Genomic DNA, 14,884 nt, shown 5'->3' on the forward strand with positions numbered 1-14,884 from the left:
ATGAGGCTCCTCCTGATCATCGGCCCGCCGGCTGTCGGCAAGATGGCTGTGGGTCGAGAGATCGCTGCACGCAGTGACTTCCGGCTGTTTCACAATCACCACACCATCGAGCCGCTGGTCGAGGTCTTCGGCCACGGCACCGCGCCGTTCAACGTCCTGAACGTCGAGTTCCGCCGGCGGGTGATCGAGGAGGCCGCGGGCAACAACGTGGATTTGATCTTCACCTTCGTCTGGAATCTGGCTGACCCGGCTGATACCACCTATCTCGAGCACCTTGTAGCGCCGTTCGAAGACGCCGGCGGCGAAATCTGGGTGCTTGAGCTCGCCGCCGATCTCGAGACGCGGCTGGTGCGGAACCGGGGCGAGAGTCGACTGGCTGCCAAGCCGACCAAGCGGGATCTGGAATGGTCGGACGGCAACGTTCGCGGCATGGAGGCCCACCAACTCAACACCGATCCGACCAGCTCCAGCCCGACCCCGGCCGACGGCTTCCTCACCCGGCATCCGTTTCTTCGCTTGGACACCCGGGACCTCTCGGCCGCCGAGGCTGCCGAGATCGCTCTGGATTGGCTGAAGCTCGAAGCCGAAGGAACGGCCTCAAAGCCAGGAGATCAATCCGATTGAACCGCGGATCCGCCTCAGCGAGGATGTCGCCCATGGCGTCGAGTGCGACCTTCGATCGATCATCGCTCGTCAAGGCGGACGGTCGGGTTCGAAGCGATCCGGAAGCGGTCGCGTTCGTTCATGATCAGGCTCGCGCTGAACCCGCGTTGCGTGGGCTGGCTGACCTCGCGGTCTTCGGGGCTGAGTGGGGCTCCAGCGGTCTCCATTTCGCCGGAACGTGGACAGCGTCGGGCGTCGAGGTGATCTTGAAGGTCGGTGTGTCGCCAGCTCAGCGGTGGTGGACCGAGGTGATCGCCAGGGAAGATCCGGGCCTAGCTCCGATGCTGTTCGGGAGCGGGAGTCAGCTCGGCGACATCGAGCTGGGTTGGACCCTGACGGAGCGACTGCCCGGCGGTCTCCATCCGGGCTGGGGCGGCCTGGAGTTCGGCATGCTCATGGCGGCCGGCGCACGCTTCCATCAATTTGCGCGAAGGCACTCCGCCGGACCTCACTCCACCACGACGGTAGCTGACGTCGCGGCCTGGATCCGCTCGGCAATCGTGCGCGGTGCCCCTGGGCCGGCAGCAGCCCTGCTTGAGAACCTTGATCACGATTGGACGTTCGTCGTTGACGTTTGCCCGCCGGAGATCTGTCACGGAGACCTCCACATGGCCAACGTCCTCAGTCGTACGCCAGCGCCACAGCTCAGCGACGTGCTCTTGATCGATTTCGAACCAAGCTTCATGCCCTGGGCATTCGAGGCCGCCTACTGCCAGGTCCTGAACTCCGATCCGGACCGCGTCGGCTGGCATGGGCTCGTTCGACTCATGGCTGAGCGGCGGGCGGCTCTCGGGCTGCCGACGATCACCAATGAGGCTAACCTGAGGCGACTCGAGGCCATCACCCTCGCGTGGTACGCACTACGGATGTGGTCGATCCTCGGACCGGAGACGGATCCATCCTGGCGTCCGCCGGCAGTCTGGCGTGCCGCAACCGATAGCTACGTCAGTCAGGCCATCTAGGCAAGGGGCAGCGGAACCCTGGCGATCCCGGCCGGGGTTATGACTGCACGGCAGTTTCGAATTTCGTGAGAACCGGATCACGGTCCAGGACGTCGCGCAGATTTGTCGCCCCTTCGCCCTTTCGCCACGCCCGGTAGGCGAGATCGTGCTCGTTGGACTCCCAGAGTTCGTAGGCCACGTAATGAGCAGGGTCGGCAATATCAGCGAGCAAGTCGACCCGCGTGCAACCTGCGAAATTCCGTGTGTCCTTGAGGATCTCGGTGAATCTGGCGGGCCCGTCGACCAGATGGTCGGCAGCGAAGTGCACGTCGAGCATGGCTGTGATCGGCATGTGGTCTCCTCGTTAGGTCTGTTGCGTGACAAGCATGGTGAGGTCCAAGGCCGGCGCGCTGTGGGTCAGCGCGCCGACTGAGATCAGGTCAACCCCCGTGGCGGCGATCTCCCGGACACCGGCCAACGTGACGTTGCCCGATGCCTCCAGGACGGTGTCTGCTGCGGCGAGGCGCCGCCGGAGTTGCACCGCCGCCCGGATGTCGTCCAGCGAGAAATTGTCGAGCATGATGCGCGAGGCTGCTGCCCGCAACGCTTCCTCCGCCTCGGCCAGGTCCTGCACCTCGACCTCGATCTCGATCAGCTTGTCCTCGTCGGCCATCGCCTGGCGCACGGCGTCGATCGCGGCGGTCACGCCTCCGGCCGCAGCGATGTGGTTCTCCTTGAGCAGCACCATGGCACCAAGATCGAGTCGGTGATTATGGCCGCCTCCGGTTGTTACGGCGTACTTGTCGAGAGCGCGGAGGCCAGGGGCGGTTTTACGGGTGTCCAGAATCCTCACCGGCAGATCACCGATGGCTTGTACGAATGAACTGGTCAAGCTGGCGATACCAGACAGCCGTTGCAAGAAGTTGAGCGCGGTACGTTCACCGGTCAACAGCGATCGGGTCGGGCCTTCAAGGCGAATGATCACTGCTCCGGAGTCGACACGGCTGCCGTCTGGGATCACCTGCTCGATGCGGATCCGAGGATCGACCTGGTTCATCACCTCGGCTACGACCGCTGTCCCCGCGATGGTCCCGGGCTGCTTCGCGACGACCTCGGCGCCTGACCACAGACCGTCGGGAACGCTCCACCGCGTCGTGACGTCATCTTTGGCCCTGTCCTCGGCCAACACGTTGGCGGCGACCGTGGCGATCTCCGTACGCGGCGGACTGCTGCCGGGTGCGGCCACGGTGATCATGCTGCTGCCGCCGCAGTCTCGGTCGCGGTTCCCAGCTGGCCGTCCGACTGGAGTGCGAGATAGGAATGTCGCTGCCACGAGGGCACCGGACGATCATGATCCGAACGCCGATGACTGCCTCGGCTCTCGGTGCGCAGCAGCGCGGCGGTGCCCACGAGGGCGCCCACCACCTGCAGGTTCGTCGTCTCCACGTCGGCCGCCGAGCCCTCCTGATTCGACTGCGGCGCCGCTGCCAACTCCGCGAGCAGCTCGGTCAGACCCGACCCGTCGCGCAGGACGCCCGCACCGCGGGTGATCGCCTTTACCAACCGGGGGCGCTGAGCGGAGCCGACAACGGCCGGGGCTTGATCATCGAGGAGGTACGGGTGATCGACTTCGTCCAGGGCGGCACCGTAGCGAAGGGCTGCCGAGATGACCGCGATCCTGGCTTCGGTCTCGACGTCGCGAACCGACAGCAGTCGTCCGAGCCGATCACCGGCGATGAACGCCTCGGTCAGGCTGTTGGACGCGAGTCGGTTGGCGCCCTGCACACCGGTCGACGCGACTTCGCCGACCGCATACAGGCCGGGCACGGTCGTGACGCCGTCGAGGGTGGCCAGGATGCCACCACAGAAGTAGTGCTCGGCCGGCCGGACCGGGACCGGCTCGGTGATCGGATCGACACCGCGCTCCCGGCACAACTGCAAGATCGTCGGAAAGTGTTGCCGCCAGGTGGTCGCACCGAGCGCGGTGCCGTCCAGGAACAGCTGCTCATCACCGGACGCCAGCAGGTCGGCGTGCATTGCCGCCGCGACGACGTCCCGCGGTGCAAGATCACCCATCGGGTGCCGGCCGTCCATGATCAACTTTCCGTGGCCGTTGACCAGTCGGGCCCCTTCGCCGCGGACCGCTTCGGAGATCAGGACGCCACGATCGCCCGGCAGGCGATGGGCGGGTGGCACGACGAGCACGGTCGGATGGAACTGGACGAACTCCGGGTCGCGGATGATCGCTCCGGCTCGCAGCGCGATGCCGAGGCCGTCGCCGGTGGCGGTCGCCGGGTTGGTGGTGGTGCTCCAGGCCTGTCCGATGCCACCGGCCGCGAGCACCACGGCGTCGGCGTACAACTCGCCGACCACACCGTCGCCGTCGATCACTCGGAGGCCACGGACAGCTCCGTCGGCGGTGCGTATCGCATCGACGGCGGTGCAACGCTCGAGCAGGGTGAACTGTCCTCGCGAGCTGGGTCGGCTCTGATGAGCCGGTCGGGATCCGGCGAGCGAAGCCGCCAGGCTCCGGGCCACCTCGGCTCCGCTGGCGTCGCCACCGGCGTGGATGATCCGCCGGTGGTGATGTCCGCCTTCCAGCCCCAGCGCCAGCGCTCCATCGATGGCTCGGTCGAAGCGGGCGCCGAGCTCGATCATTCGCTCGATCGCGGCCGGCGCGGCGGCGACGAGTTCGGCGACCTGGTCCGGTTCGCAGAGCCCGGCGCCGGCGACCAGGGTGTCGGCCAGGTGATCAGTCAGGCTGTCGGCCGGGTCCGTGACGGCGGCCAGACCTCCCTGCGCCCAGGCGGTCGAACCGTCGCCCAGAGCTCCCTTGGTGATCATGGTCACCCGTCGGCCGGCGTCCAGCACTCTGATTGCGGCAGCCATTCCGGCGGCGCCGCTGCCGACGATGATCACGTCAGACTCGAACCGTTGCCCGACGGGACCGACGCGCAGCCGGGTGGGTAGTCGTAGGTCGGTCATGATCACTCTCCACCGCCGGGGCGGCCGATCGCCACCATCCGCTCGACCGCCTGTCGGGCCCTGGCGGCGACCTCGGCCGGGACCTGGACCTCATCGGTCTCCTTGCGCAGTGAGTTGATCAACTTCTCCGGCGTGATCATCTTCATGAAACGGCAGGATGCTTTCGGATTGACCGGTTGGAAGTCAACGCGGGGGTTGGCGCGTCGCAGCTGGTGCAGCATGCCGATCTCGGTCGCCACCAGCACCTTGCCGGCCGAGCTGTGCCGTGCCTGGTCCAGCATCGCGCCGGTGGACAGGATGTGAGTCCGGTCGGCCGGGATGTCGCCGACGCTGGTCATCCACAATGCCGACGTCGAGCAGCCGCACTCGGGGTGCACGTACAGCTCGGCATCGGGGTCGGCATGCACGGCCGCCTCCAGATCCTGCGGCGAGATCCCTGCGTGGACATGGCATTCGCCCAGCCAGCTGTGCAGGTTGGTGCGGCCGGTCTGCCGCTTGACGTGGGCGGCCAGGAACATGTCGGGCAGGAACAGCACCTCCCGGTCGGCCGGAATCGACTCCACCACCTCGACCGCGTTGGAGGAGGTGCAGCAGATGTCGGACTCCGCCTTGACCTCGGCCGTGGTGTTGACGTACGCGACGACCGCCGCGCCCGGGTGCTCGGCCTTCCAGTCCCGGAGTTGATCGGCGGTGATCGTATCGGCCAGCGAGCAACCGGCGCGGGCGTCGGGAATGATCACCTTTTTGTCGGGGGAGAGGATCTTCGCGGTCTCGGCCATGAAATGCACGCCGGCGAAGACGATCATCGAGGCGTCCACCGAAGCGGCCAACCGGGACAGCGCGAGCGAGTCGCCGACATGATCGGCAACGTCCTGGATCTGCGGCAGCTGATAGTTGTGCGCCAGCACGACGGCGTCCTTGCGGCGCGCGAGGTCATGCACCTCACGCTGCCAGCTGGTCCAGTCCGCGAAGCCCGGCGGCACCGGCTCGTAGCCGGCGTCGTGGGCGTTGACCGACTCGATGATGGTCACAAGTTCTCCCGTGGTCAGGTTTTCGCCTCATAGTCGAAAACTAGTCTCGACGGTAGCATCCGTTCGTGGCCAGATCGAGCGCGGTGTCCAGCTTTCGGCACGAAGCGGTGGCTGTTGTGTTCAAGATCACCGACTCGGAGCTGACGGTGCTGGCCTGGCGGCGAGCCCGCGATCCGTACAACGGAGCCTGGGCGCTGCCCAGCGGCCCGCTGGAGAGCGACGAGACGTTGGGGGCGTGTGTGGCCCGGCATCTGGCCACGAAGGCCGACCTGGGCGAGATCGCCCATCTGGAACAGCTGGAGACCCGCAGCGCGCCCGGTCGGGACCCCTTTCAACGGACGATCGCCACGGCCTACCTGGGCCTGGTGCAGAGCACGGCCGATCCCCAGCTTCCCCAGAACGCGGCCTGGCTCCGGGCCGGCAAGCTGCCGAAGATGGCGTTCGACCATGCCTCGGTGGTGGACTCGGCGAAAGAACGCCTGCAGCGCAAGCTCTCCTACAGCAATCTCGGCTTCGGGTTGGCGCCGGAGGAGTTCACCATCGCTCAGCTGCGCGACATCTATTCGGCGGCTCTCGGGCGCGAAGTATCGGCGACCAACCTGCAGCGCGTCCTGCAACGGCGCGGCCAGCTCGAGCCGACCGGGCGGACCGCGCCATCTCGAAGCGGTGGGGGACGTCCCGCCGCGCTCTTCCGCTTCACCGAACGCCGTCTGGCGATCACCGACCCGTTTGCCGCCCTCCGCCCCGGAGATAGGACGATCTGATCATCGAATTCGCGGGATCTACGGAACGCCGCGGCCGCAGACAGCTCCGGCCGCTTATGGAACAAGTCGGCGTCACGCTTGCCAGTGTCCAATTCCGTTCCAAGCTCTGGACAACCCGCGGGCGTTCTCATTATGCCAATTGATCAGTTCATGATAGGCATCTTGCATTTCAGATAGACCTCCGCGAGCATCGAGAATCACGCCGATTTCGCGTGCACGGTCGCTGACGAGGTAGTCAACTTCTGCCCCGATCTCGACCAATTCTCGAATCAGCGGATCGAGTCGCTCGATCGGTGTCCTGGCGGATCTTCGAGCCGCTTCCCGCTCCGCCGCAATCCTCTCCCGCATGGCAAGTTGACGTCGCCTGCGCCATTCCTTGAACACCCTGCAGCCCTCCTCGTCGTCACTGACTTCGATTCTCACACGACGCGCTTGCCGCAGGTCGGCCATCTCGGCGCTGAGGCGGGAGCTGCACGAGGAACTGGGCGTGCAGATCGTGACTGGCGCGGTGTCCCACCACCACCATGCAGTCTGACCGCGGGCCCTTCAACGAGCCAGATCTGGTCAGGGCTTGGCCCGTGCTTGACTGGAAAGGAATGCCAGGGAACGTCGCTCCTGATGAGCACGACGGCATCGGCTGGTTCAGCATTCTGACTTGCCTCCGCCCCTTCAGGTAATCGTGCGCACGGCGTTGCTTGGGGCGTTGAGGAGGGACTGCGGATGATCTCCTCAGCGCAGACAACGGGATGGCGTGCAGCAGCAGGGGAGAGGGTGCACCACTCGCACGGCGAATCGGGATGCGATCCGATCCATCGATCTGATCATCAGGCCTCGGGCGACGCCAGGTCCTCGGCCGCGCGGCACAGGGCCGGGGTCCAGGACGGGACGTTGTTCTCGACGCTCCAGCAGGCGTTGAACAGGTGGTTGATCATCCGGTAGATGCGCACCCGGCGGAGATCGATCTCGCCCGGACTAGCGGCCAGCAGCCGGGGTTGCAGGACGGCGTGGATCGGGTCGTCCGCCGGACCTCCCATCGAGAAGGTCGCAACGTCGAACAGCGGGTCGCCGATGATCGCAGCCGCCCAGTCGAGCAGTCCGGTCACGGTGCCGGCGGCTGGGTCGACGAGGACGTGCGAGAGTCCGAGATCACCGTTCAAGATGCTGCCCTGAATCCGATCGGGTATGGCCTCGTCGATCGTCTTGTGCGCCATCGATACGAAGTCGGGGGAGAGCCGAGTATCGAGAGTCATCGAACTCTCCGTCACCTGCTGCCGCAGCCAATCGCGCCAAGAGGGTGCAGTGCCACGGCCGTCGTCGCCGACCCAGCCCCAGCCGGGCGCAGTGACATTCGCCAAGATCGACAACAGTTGCGCGACCTGACCCACGACCGCGTCCAATCGCGCGGGTGACGCGCTGCTGGCGTCGAAGCCGACGCCGGGCAGCCGGCGCATCACCAGCCAGCGACCGCCGGGCAGCCGATCATCGACACCTTCGCCGACGATCTCGGGCGCCGGCACACCCGCGGCACGGACTCGGCGAGCGACGACCGCCTCGGCGACCGTGCTGCGGTCACCGTTGGCCTTGAGCAGCAGGCCGTCCAGTTCCACCACGACCGAGGCCCCCCACGTCTCATGCACCTTGATCTCCCCACGCGTTCCGAACTGCTTGCGCAGGATTTCGCCGGCGATGTCGGTGATCATGGTCCGCGAGTCTGGTCGCTCGGACCGGACCGCTCAAGTCGATATTGCCGGCGTCGCCGGCAGCGCGAGATCATTTCGCGTCGTCGTGTGCCCGGATGACGGCCTGCAACGTGCGGAGTTGCGGGGCGGCGTAGGACTGGGAGAAGTGTGGGATCTGCAGCATGTAGCGGCGCTCCTCTGTCGGCACTAGCTTGCAGAACGACGGGTAGTCCGACTCCGCTAGGCCATACAACTCCGCGCCGGCCAAGCCGAACGGGTCGACAAGCTTCAGCTGTCCCTCGGAGTCGAGCAAGAAGTGAGCGGGTTTGACGTCCAACGAGCCCCACCACGGCACGCTTGTTTTGCAGTCTGAGAAGGTGCGTTCCACGTCGGCCCGCACCGTGGCAAGGTCGGGTTCGTCGCTGGACCAGACCGGATCAGGATGGTCGTCGTCAGGGATCTGCCTGGGTATCAGCAGCTCCATTACGGTCAGATGCCCACCACCAGCCAGATCTGTCGCGGCATGGATCGTGGGCAGCCATCGGTTGCCTGGATGACGTCGGCAGAGCTCCACGAAGTACTGGTAGGCCCGTTCGAATGGACTGATCCGGGCGGCATAGCGCCCCGTCGGATCTCCGAGGACGACAGCCCAGTCCCCAGCCGCGACAAATCGCCAGCCGTCCCGCTCCAGCGCGTTCCGGACTCCGCAATGATCAAGCAAGGACCAGTCCTCGACATCGGCCGGCAGAATCACACAGTCCACAGCACAGGGGTCTGTCTCCAGAAGAATGTTGCGAGCAACCCCAATTCTGGTCATCAGGCGTCAGGGCAGGAATTCGCGCAGTACGCTCGCGGGTCGTTCGAGTTCTTCGGCTTGTTCGCTGGAGACAAGCCAGTCGATCTGATGGACCAGTTGAGCGATCGCGTGCCACCTCATCGAGTCAGCGCGGATCTCGTGTCGTCCATACCCGGTCGCGAGTGCGAAGTAGTCGGGCTCGCTCAGCCTGATGTCCAGGCCAGCAAGCTCAGCCACCGCGGGGCCGGCGGACCACATGCCCCAGTCGATCAGCCCGACCACGTTGAGGTCTGAGTCAACGAACACGTGTTCAGGGGAGATATCTCCATGGCAGAGCACAGGATTCTCGGCGGAGGGGCAATCCTGCTGGAGCGCTCGCTTCACGCGGTCGATGTCACCGGGACTGAAGGCGGCAACGCGCAACTGGTGAACGGCGGCCAGGCAGTCTGACAACCGCCGGTCACGTTCTTGGGCGGGGGTCATCCAGGCGCCGTCGGCGTTCGGGCGTCCTGCGCCGGGCATTCGTACCGAATGCAGACCGGCAAGAACGTTGCCGATGTTGCTCATGATCGTCGAGCGCTGCGTTGGTAGAAGCGAGGCAAGAACGCCGGCCAACGGTCGTCCCGGGCTAGCGCGGACGAGCATGGCAGCGCGCGGACCGATGTCGTCGTCGATCACAGAAACGCCTAAGACTTCTGGAACCGGTGCGCCATCATCGCGGGCGCACGACATAGCCCAGGCTTCGTGCTCGACCATGCTGACCGGTGTGCCGGGGAAGTCCACCCGCAGATACACGGTCGAGTCGTCTCGAAGCTGAACACGATGAACCTCATACTCGTCACCTTTGATGATCCGGGTCAGGTTGGTGACGGGAACGCTGAGCGCGGCCTCGACCGTGGCAATGATTTCTGATTGAGCGACGCTGAAGCGCGAATGCAGTTGCTGAAGGTAGTCAGACCGATCCATGGATGCCTCCCACGTCCAGGAGCCTGAGTTTCAGGCTCTCGACGGGGGCAAACCTTGGCCTTCAGGCTCCCACCAACGAACGTAGCATCAACACTCGATCGCAGTGCGCTTAATGCGGACGTCCCAGGGCGGCGATAGACGACGTCCCTGCCGTTCACCGATCATGAACTTCATGGAGGACCAGCAGGCGCCGCAGCCGACCGTGGGTGATGCGAAGGTCATCACGCTCTGCGGCTCGTCCAGGTTTGAGGCTGAGTTCACGGAGGTCAACCAGCGGCTCACGATGGAAGGTTGCGTCGTGATCAGCCTCGGAATGTTCAGCCTCCCCGAACTGCCGGACTACGACTGGACAACCGACAGGTCGGACCTGAAGGGGCGGCTCGGTGGCGTGCACTTCCAGAAGATTCGCATGGCTGACGAGGTATACATCGTGGATCCGGGTGGCTACGTAGGGGAGTCAACCCAACGGGAGATTGCCTACGCGGAGTCGCTCGGGAAGCTGGTTCGGTATCTGAGCCGCGAGCGTTTGGCTCGAACGGGAGACGGCCCGAAGAGTGAGTCCGACCAGCCCGAGGAAGCCGAAGCGAAGGACCAGCAAGATCAGGATCAGGAGGGGAAATGATGGACGCAACCCGGATGTGACCGAGACCATTGCTGTGGCTAATCCTCAGGGGCCGGCAGGCGTGGGGCCTGGGCTGTGGGGTACATGGCTGCCATGAAGGCGTGAGCTTCGCCCTGATCGACACTGGACAGCTGGGAGAACTCGCGGACCAGCTGAAGAACTCGGTCCCAGAATTCGTCGGCGTGTTCCTCGCTGATCCAGGCGTATCGTCGGATCGCGCGGAGTTGGTCAGCCTCGTGCGCGGATGTGGTGTCAGCGGCCCACTGGGGCATCGCGTTGGGGATCAGGGACACCTGTTCGGGGCTGATCCGGCCGACACCGAAGAGTCGTGCGGTCCTGCCGTAGAAGCGTTCCTGCTGCCCGCGGATTGTTCGTGTTCGAACCACCTTCAACATCCTGGCGGCAGTGAGCACACGGACGTGATAAGCGACTGTTCCTTTGGTTCGCCTGGTGGCGATTGCAAGTTCTTGGATGGTGGCCGCACGCTCCAGCAGGAGTTGGAGCAGGATGCTGCGAAAGGGGTCGAACATCGCCTTGAGCTCTTGGTTGGACGTGACCGTACGTACGTCGTCGAGCTCGTAGTCGGGGACTGACTGACTGGTAGACAACTTCTCCATCGCTCCGCTACCGTCACTGTTTGAAGATCCTAAACAGTCTTTCAGACGCCTCGTCGATCCGGTAGACCTAGAGCCAATTCGACACGAGAGGGGGAGAGGGTCGGCGATGTCCGAATTCAATGCAGACGACGATCTTGAGGGTGCAACGTTCAACAACACCAAGCTGAGCAACGCTCGGTTTCATCGTGTCGATCTAGAAGGTGCGCGGTTCCGAGCCAGCAACGTGTCGGGGGTGGTGATGCGGGCGGTTGACGTCGACCGGTCCGAGATCGACGCGCCGTGGCTGTACGACGGCTCGCTGGTGATCAACGACGTGGATGTCGTTCCGCTCGTCGACGCGGAGCTCAATCGACGCTTTCCTGGCAGGTCTGAGCGCCGAGCTACTGACCCCGACGGACTCCGCGCAGCGTGGACCGCTGTCCAAACGGCCTGGGAAGCCATCCTCGAACGGGTTGCGGTCATGCCGGACGGGACGGCCGACATATCGGTGGACGACGAGTGGTCCTTCGCCCAGACTCTGCGGCACCTGGTGCTTGCTACCGACATGTGGCTGGGAAGGTCGGTGCTCAGGAGGGAGCAGCCGTTCCATGCGCTAGCACTCGCGGCCAGGTTGCCCGACTGGGCCGACCAGTCGGTCTTTGCCACCGAGACTCCGGCCTACGCCGAAGTGCTCGAGGCTCGTGCCGGCCGGGTCGCGATGGTGACCGACTTCCTCGCCACTGTGACCGCCGAAGCTCTGAGCAGTAAGCGGTCGAATCCCAACGCACCTGACTATGACGAGACCGTGCTGTCCTGTCTGCACACGATCTTGGAGGAGGAGTGGGAGCACCAGCGCTACGCCGTTCGTGACCTTGGCCGAATCACCGCCAATCAGATTTCAGCCACGGCCGGAGTTTGATCATGAGGGTGTTCGTCGACTTCGTAGTTGCTTTCATATGGGAGAGGCCCACCTGTGCCCACGACATCCGAACCCACGCAAGAGCTTGTGAGTCAGATCAATCAAGCTCACGGCCTTCGGGATAGCCACCGCTGGGCTTGGCAAGCTTGGGCCGAAAACCCTCGCGCGACCGTGCTCGACACCACCGACATGACACTGGAGGACGTCCTTAGCGCGGTCGAGCGCGCCGCCCTAGATATTTCGACAGGTCTCGGGTTCGCCAATCAGGTCAATGAACGACTCATCCCGAGAGATTGTCGCAGCGCTGACTAAGCCCACTCGATATCGCAACCCTCGAAGACGTTCTCGGCATCGTGCAACGAAGGCGGCTGGTGGACCGAAGCTGCCGCGCTGCTGCGTACGTCAGCCGTTGCCGAGACCCGCGACGGTGTGCCGGACCACCTAAAGTTGGAGGCGTGACCAAGCGGGCGAACTGGGCGGTGACGACCCACGACTGGTCGAAGGACGTCGACGCTGACCACCTCGCACAGATCCGGCATCACGCGGATCACTACGGCGCCGGCGGTCGGCGCCACATGATCTTGGAAGTGCTCGCGTACGCGAACGACGAAGCCGAGTCCAACGGACACGTCGGCAGGGCGGTCGTCACGGCGAACGCCGACGGTACGCTCACGGTTACCGACGACGGACGCGGCACCGACACCCGATTGGACAGCGACGGCAGCATCATCCGGAAACCGGTCATGGCGACGAGGGACGTCAGGTTCTTCGACGTGTCGGACGGGCCACGGCTACCCGACGGCTTGCCACGCCACGGGATGTCGGCCGTCGCAGCCCTCTGCACGGTGCTCGTCCACGAGAACCACCGCGCCGACGGCGCATGGTCGCAGACATACCGCCGCGGTGTCCCTGACGAGGAGCTCCGTGAGATGCACGCGGCGAGGGCCACTGGCACTTCGGTGACGTTCCGACCAGACGCCAGCGTCCGCGGGCCTAGATCTCTCACCGAAGACGACCTACGAGCCTTCCGTTGGTTGGGCGTCCAGTCCCGGGAAGCAGCGGAGTCGACGGAGGGGCGAGATGGCCGAGTTATCTGATGAGTTGTTGGGGTGGGTGTCGGACGTGGCGGGTGCCGCGATCCAGGACGTTATGTCAGTTCACGTCGGGGCCCAGCGTGATTCTGGCTCGTTTCGCCTTCGGATGGTCGGCGGCGATTTCACCGATCTTGTTCTGAAGGTCCCCGTCCCGGAGTGGATCGGGCCGCGCATGGTGGCTACTAACGCACGAGCGTTGCAGTTGGCGGCCGAGTTCGGCCTGTCGGCGCCGCGCCTGGTCGGCGCTGATCTTGATGGCAGCGCCTCTGGAACCGTGGCGACGCTGGAGACCTGGCTGCCCGGCAGCAGTGCGCTACCGCCGGCGGTGTCAGTGACCCGGCTTCGGAATGCGGGCGCCGCTCTGGCCAAGGTGCACGCCGTTTCGCTCGCGCCCCAAGAGGATCTTCGCCTTCGGCTGCGGCCGGTCGCCGACGATGACTTCGCAGCCGAACGGCGTGAAGGCCGGATGCCGACCACCGGGCTGCTTCAGCGGGCCGATGAGATGACCAGGCAGCATGGGGTCCCGGCGACAGACCTGGTCTTCGTCCATGGTGACGCCTGGTCGGGAAACATGTTGTTCGAGGGTGACAACTGCACGGCGCTGATTGACTGGAAGACGGCCGGTATCGGTGATCCCGGCGTCGACTTGAGCGGGTTTCGGTTGCAGATGGCAATGCAGTACGGGCCCGATGCCCCCGACGAGGTGCTGCGTGGTTGGCAAGACCAGGCTGGACGTGATGCCGGCTCGATTTCCTATTGGGATGCGATCGCCGCGCTGAACACTCCAACCGAGTTGAGCGATTTTCCAGGGTTCGCCGCCGACGGCAGTCGGCTTGACGCTACGGCCGTGACACAACGTCGCGACGAGTTCCTGCAGTCGGCACTGAATGTGCTGATGACCTGACGTCTGACCTCCGTTGAGCTGAGCAGGTTGGGGCTCATCGTCGCGGGCCGAGTGTGTTCGCGAAGCGGTCGACCGTGATCAGCCACAGTGCTGCGCGGTCGCGATGGATGCTGTGTGCGCTGTCGATGATGCGAACCCTGCTGGGCGGGAGCATGGCGAGGATCTTGTCTCGATCAGCACCCCGTAGCGCACTGTCTGGCTCCCGAGCGGCGATCAACTGAACCGGCCTCGGGCACTCTTCGACAAGGGCCACGAGGTCCCAGCGCTGGGTCGTCAACAAGTGCTCGATCGCAGAGGTGTCGATGGCTGCCCGGCTGCGGACGGCATCCTCGGCGGCTTCCGGGGTCCAGGCTGATCCGCTCTGTAGAAGTGCTGCCACCTCGCCAGCGGGGTCATTCCTCGCGTGATGGGCGGCGGCTATTACCTCGGTGGCAACGTCGAACGGGTTTATCGAGGCCAGTCCAGGCGGATCTTCCAGGACGACGCCGCTGACCAGATCGGGTTGCAGCTGCGCCAGGCGCAGCCCGACGATTGCTCCTAAGGAGTGGCCGACCACGACATACGACCGGCCGTCGAGTTGGGCCGCGACGTCGAGGGCCATGCCATCGATGGAGTCCGCTGAACCAGCAGCGGGCCGATTCCCGTGGCCGGGAAGATCCACCGCCAGGACGGTCCACCCCAGATCTTCAAGATCACGTTGGTTCCGGCGCAAGTTGCCCGCTGACGACATCACGCCGTGCAGCAGCAGAATCGTGTTCATGGCCGGAACGCTAGATCGCTATCCGGGTAGTAGGTCAGGCTCTCGGGCTCCACGACGGTCCCGTCACGTCCCAACCATCAGAGTGCCTGGTGGGGATCCCAACCGGGTGCATGTCTGGGGGCGAGCTGGATCGGCCCGGTACGTCTAACTGGTAGCCCGAGCGA

At 65.0% G+C, this 14,884-nt stretch carries 17 protein-coding genes; 7 read left to right on the forward strand and 10 right to left on the reverse strand.

The window, feature by feature from the left end:
- Both FNH24_RS19830 and FNH24_RS19835 read left to right on the forward strand, forming a co-directional pair.
- Window positions 1–624, forward strand: a complete 624-nt coding sequence (locus FNH24_RS19830; RefSeq protein ID WP_152363918.1) for an AAA family ATPase — start codon at window positions 1–3, stop codon at window positions 622–624.
- 32 nt (window positions 625–656) lie between these two features.
- On the forward strand, window positions 657–1,625 hold the full coding sequence (locus FNH24_RS19835; protein WP_161606223.1) for an aminoglycoside phosphotransferase family protein: 969 nt from the start codon (window positions 657–659) through the stop codon (window positions 1,623–1,625).
- Window positions 1,626–1,662: 37 nt separating this feature from the next.
- Here the strand turns inward: FNH24_RS19835 and FNH24_RS19840 are convergent, their stop codons facing one another.
- The 4 genes from FNH24_RS19840 to nadA are packed head-to-tail and all read right to left on the reverse strand — an operon-like array spanning window position 1,663 to window position 5,572.
- Window positions 1,663–1,956 carry a putative quinol monooxygenase gene (locus tag FNH24_RS19840; protein ID WP_152363920.1) on the reverse strand — a complete coding sequence of 98 codons (294 nt, stop codon included), beginning with the start codon at window positions 1,954–1,956 and terminating at the stop codon, window positions 1,663–1,665.
- Between the two features lie 12 nt (window positions 1,957–1,968).
- Window positions 1,969–2,859: a carboxylating nicotinate-nucleotide diphosphorylase gene (gene nadC / locus FNH24_RS19845; RefSeq protein WP_152363921.1), complete on the reverse strand. Its 891-nt coding sequence runs from the start codon at window positions 2,857–2,859 to the stop codon at window positions 1,969–1,971.
- Window positions 2,856–4,589: an L-aspartate oxidase gene (locus FNH24_RS19850; RefSeq protein ID WP_152363922.1), complete on the reverse strand. Its 1,734-nt coding sequence runs from the start codon at window positions 4,587–4,589 to the stop codon at window positions 2,856–2,858. The genes nadC and FNH24_RS19850 overlap by 4 nt, the downstream gene beginning before the upstream one ends.
- A 2-nt stretch (window positions 4,590–4,591) precedes the next feature.
- On the reverse strand, window positions 4,592–5,572 hold the full coding sequence (gene nadA, locus FNH24_RS19855; protein WP_217428375.1) for a quinolinate synthase NadA: 981 nt from the start codon (window positions 5,570–5,572) through the stop codon (window positions 4,592–4,594).
- Window positions 5,573–5,685: 113 nt separating this feature from the next.
- Here nadA and FNH24_RS19860 point away from each other — a divergent pair, with 113 nt between their 5' ends.
- Window positions 5,686–6,384 carry an NUDIX hydrolase gene (locus tag FNH24_RS19860; protein WP_152363924.1) on the forward strand — a complete coding sequence of 233 codons (699 nt, stop codon included), beginning with the start codon at window positions 5,686–5,688 and terminating at the stop codon, window positions 6,382–6,384.
- Window positions 6,385–6,456: 72 nt separating this feature from the next.
- Here FNH24_RS19860 and FNH24_RS19865 read toward each other — a convergent pair whose 3' ends face one another.
- The 4 genes from FNH24_RS19865 to FNH24_RS19880 form a co-directional block, all read right to left on the reverse strand.
- Window positions 6,457–6,834 carry a hypothetical protein gene (locus FNH24_RS19865; protein WP_152363925.1) on the reverse strand — a complete coding sequence of 126 codons (378 nt, stop codon included), beginning with the start codon at window positions 6,832–6,834 and terminating at the stop codon, window positions 6,457–6,459.
- A gap of 374 nt (window positions 6,835–7,208) precedes the next feature.
- Window positions 7,209–8,084 (reverse strand): phosphotransferase family protein, encoded by an 876-nt coding sequence (locus tag FNH24_RS19870; RefSeq protein WP_152363926.1) that lies wholly within the window; start codon window positions 8,082–8,084, stop codon window positions 7,209–7,211.
- Between the two features lie 70 nt (window positions 8,085–8,154).
- The gene (locus FNH24_RS19875; RefSeq protein WP_152363927.1) at window positions 8,155–8,880 is read right to left on the reverse strand and encodes a hypothetical protein; all 726 of its coding nucleotides are present in this window, start codon (window positions 8,878–8,880) and stop codon (window positions 8,155–8,157) included.
- Between the two features lie 6 nt (window positions 8,881–8,886).
- Entirely contained in the window at window positions 8,887–9,825 is a 939-nt protein-coding gene (locus FNH24_RS19880) for a phosphotransferase family protein (RefSeq protein WP_152363928.1), read from the reverse strand.
- Window positions 9,826–9,997: 172 nt separating this feature from the next.
- Between FNH24_RS19880 and FNH24_RS19885 the strand changes: the two genes are divergently transcribed.
- Window positions 9,998–10,447 (forward strand): hypothetical protein, encoded by a 450-nt coding sequence (locus FNH24_RS19885; RefSeq protein WP_175047892.1) that lies wholly within the window; start codon window positions 9,998–10,000, stop codon window positions 10,445–10,447.
- Between the two features lie 38 nt (window positions 10,448–10,485).
- Here FNH24_RS19885 and FNH24_RS19890 read toward each other — a convergent pair whose 3' ends face one another.
- The gene (locus FNH24_RS19890) at window positions 10,486–11,064 is read right to left on the reverse strand and encodes a winged helix-turn-helix domain-containing protein (RefSeq protein WP_152363929.1); all 579 of its coding nucleotides are present in this window, start codon (window positions 11,062–11,064) and stop codon (window positions 10,486–10,488) included.
- Window positions 11,065–11,170: 106 nt separating this feature from the next.
- Between FNH24_RS19890 and FNH24_RS19895 the strand changes: the two genes are divergently transcribed.
- From FNH24_RS19895 to FNH24_RS19905, 3 genes are all read left to right on the forward strand, one after another.
- Window positions 11,171–11,962: a DinB family protein gene (locus tag FNH24_RS19895; RefSeq protein WP_152363930.1), complete on the forward strand. Its 792-nt coding sequence runs from the start codon at window positions 11,171–11,173 to the stop codon at window positions 11,960–11,962.
- A 455-nt stretch (window positions 11,963–12,417) separates the two neighbouring features.
- Complete coding sequence (locus FNH24_RS19900; protein WP_152363931.1) at window positions 12,418–13,059, forward strand: ATP-binding protein; 642 nt, start codon at window positions 12,418–12,420, stop codon at window positions 13,057–13,059.
- Window positions 13,043–13,960, forward strand: a complete 918-nt coding sequence (locus FNH24_RS19905; protein WP_152363932.1) for an aminoglycoside phosphotransferase family protein — start codon at window positions 13,043–13,045, stop codon at window positions 13,958–13,960. The genes FNH24_RS19900 and FNH24_RS19905 overlap by 17 nt, the downstream gene beginning before the upstream one ends.
- 34 nt (window positions 13,961–13,994) lie before the next feature.
- Here the strand turns inward: FNH24_RS19905 and FNH24_RS19910 are convergent, their stop codons facing one another.
- Window positions 13,995–14,720, reverse strand: coding sequence for an alpha/beta fold hydrolase (locus tag FNH24_RS19910; RefSeq protein WP_152363933.1), 726 nt, complete (start codon window positions 14,718–14,720; stop codon window positions 13,995–13,997).
- Between the last annotated feature and the right edge of the window lie 164 nt (window positions 14,721–14,884).

Origin of the sequence: Microlunatus speluncae (assembly GCF_009299835.1) — a bacterium.
In the GTDB taxonomy this organism is placed as follows: Bacteria; Actinomycetota; Actinomycetes; order Propionibacteriales; family Propionibacteriaceae; genus Microlunatus; species Microlunatus speluncae.

What these genes read in the sequence shown, in the direction of transcription:
- FNH24_RS19870 (WP_152363926.1), bottom strand. Translation starts at nt 8,084, where the DNA reads ATGATCACCGACATCGCCGGCGAAATCCTGCGCAAGCAGTTCGGAACG.
- FNH24_RS19865 (WP_152363925.1), bottom strand. Translation starts at nt 6,834, where the DNA reads ATGGCCGACCTGCGGCAAGCGCGTCGTGTGAGAATCGAAGTCAGTGAC.
- FNH24_RS19910 (WP_152363933.1), bottom strand. Translation starts at nt 14,720, where the DNA reads ATGAACACGATTCTGCTGCTGCACGGCGTGATGTCGTCAGCGGGCAAC.
- FNH24_RS19830 (WP_152363918.1), top strand. Translation starts at nt 1, where the DNA reads ATGAGGCTCCTCCTGATCATCGGCCCGCCGGCTGTCGGCAAGATGGCT.
- FNH24_RS19885 (WP_175047892.1), top strand. Translation starts at nt 9,998, where the DNA reads ATGGAGGACCAGCAGGCGCCGCAGCCGACCGTGGGTGATGCGAAGGTC.
- FNH24_RS19880 (WP_152363928.1), bottom strand. Translation starts at nt 9,825, where the DNA reads ATGGATCGGTCTGACTACCTTCAGCAACTGCATTCGCGCTTCAGCGTC.
- FNH24_RS19905 (WP_152363932.1), top strand. Translation starts at nt 13,043, where the DNA reads ATGGCCGAGTTATCTGATGAGTTGTTGGGGTGGGTGTCGGACGTGGCG.
- FNH24_RS19850 (WP_152363922.1), bottom strand. Translation starts at nt 4,589, where the DNA reads ATGACCGACCTACGACTACCCACCCGGCTGCGCGTCGGTCCCGTCGGG.
- FNH24_RS19840 (WP_152363920.1), bottom strand. Translation starts at nt 1,956, where the DNA reads ATGCCGATCACAGCCATGCTCGACGTGCACTTCGCTGCCGACCATCTG.
- FNH24_RS19835 (WP_161606223.1), top strand. Translation starts at nt 657, where the DNA reads ATGGCGTCGAGTGCGACCTTCGATCGATCATCGCTCGTCAAGGCGGAC.
- FNH24_RS19890 (WP_152363929.1), bottom strand. Translation starts at nt 11,064, where the DNA reads ATGGAGAAGTTGTCTACCAGTCAGTCAGTCCCCGACTACGAGCTCGAC.
- nadC (WP_152363921.1), bottom strand. Translation starts at nt 2,859, where the DNA reads ATGATCACCGTGGCCGCACCCGGCAGCAGTCCGCCGCGTACGGAGATC.
- FNH24_RS19875 (WP_152363927.1), bottom strand. Translation starts at nt 8,880, where the DNA reads ATGACCAGAATTGGGGTTGCTCGCAACATTCTTCTGGAGACAGACCCC.
- FNH24_RS19895 (WP_152363930.1), top strand. Translation starts at nt 11,171, where the DNA reads ATGTCCGAATTCAATGCAGACGACGATCTTGAGGGTGCAACGTTCAAC.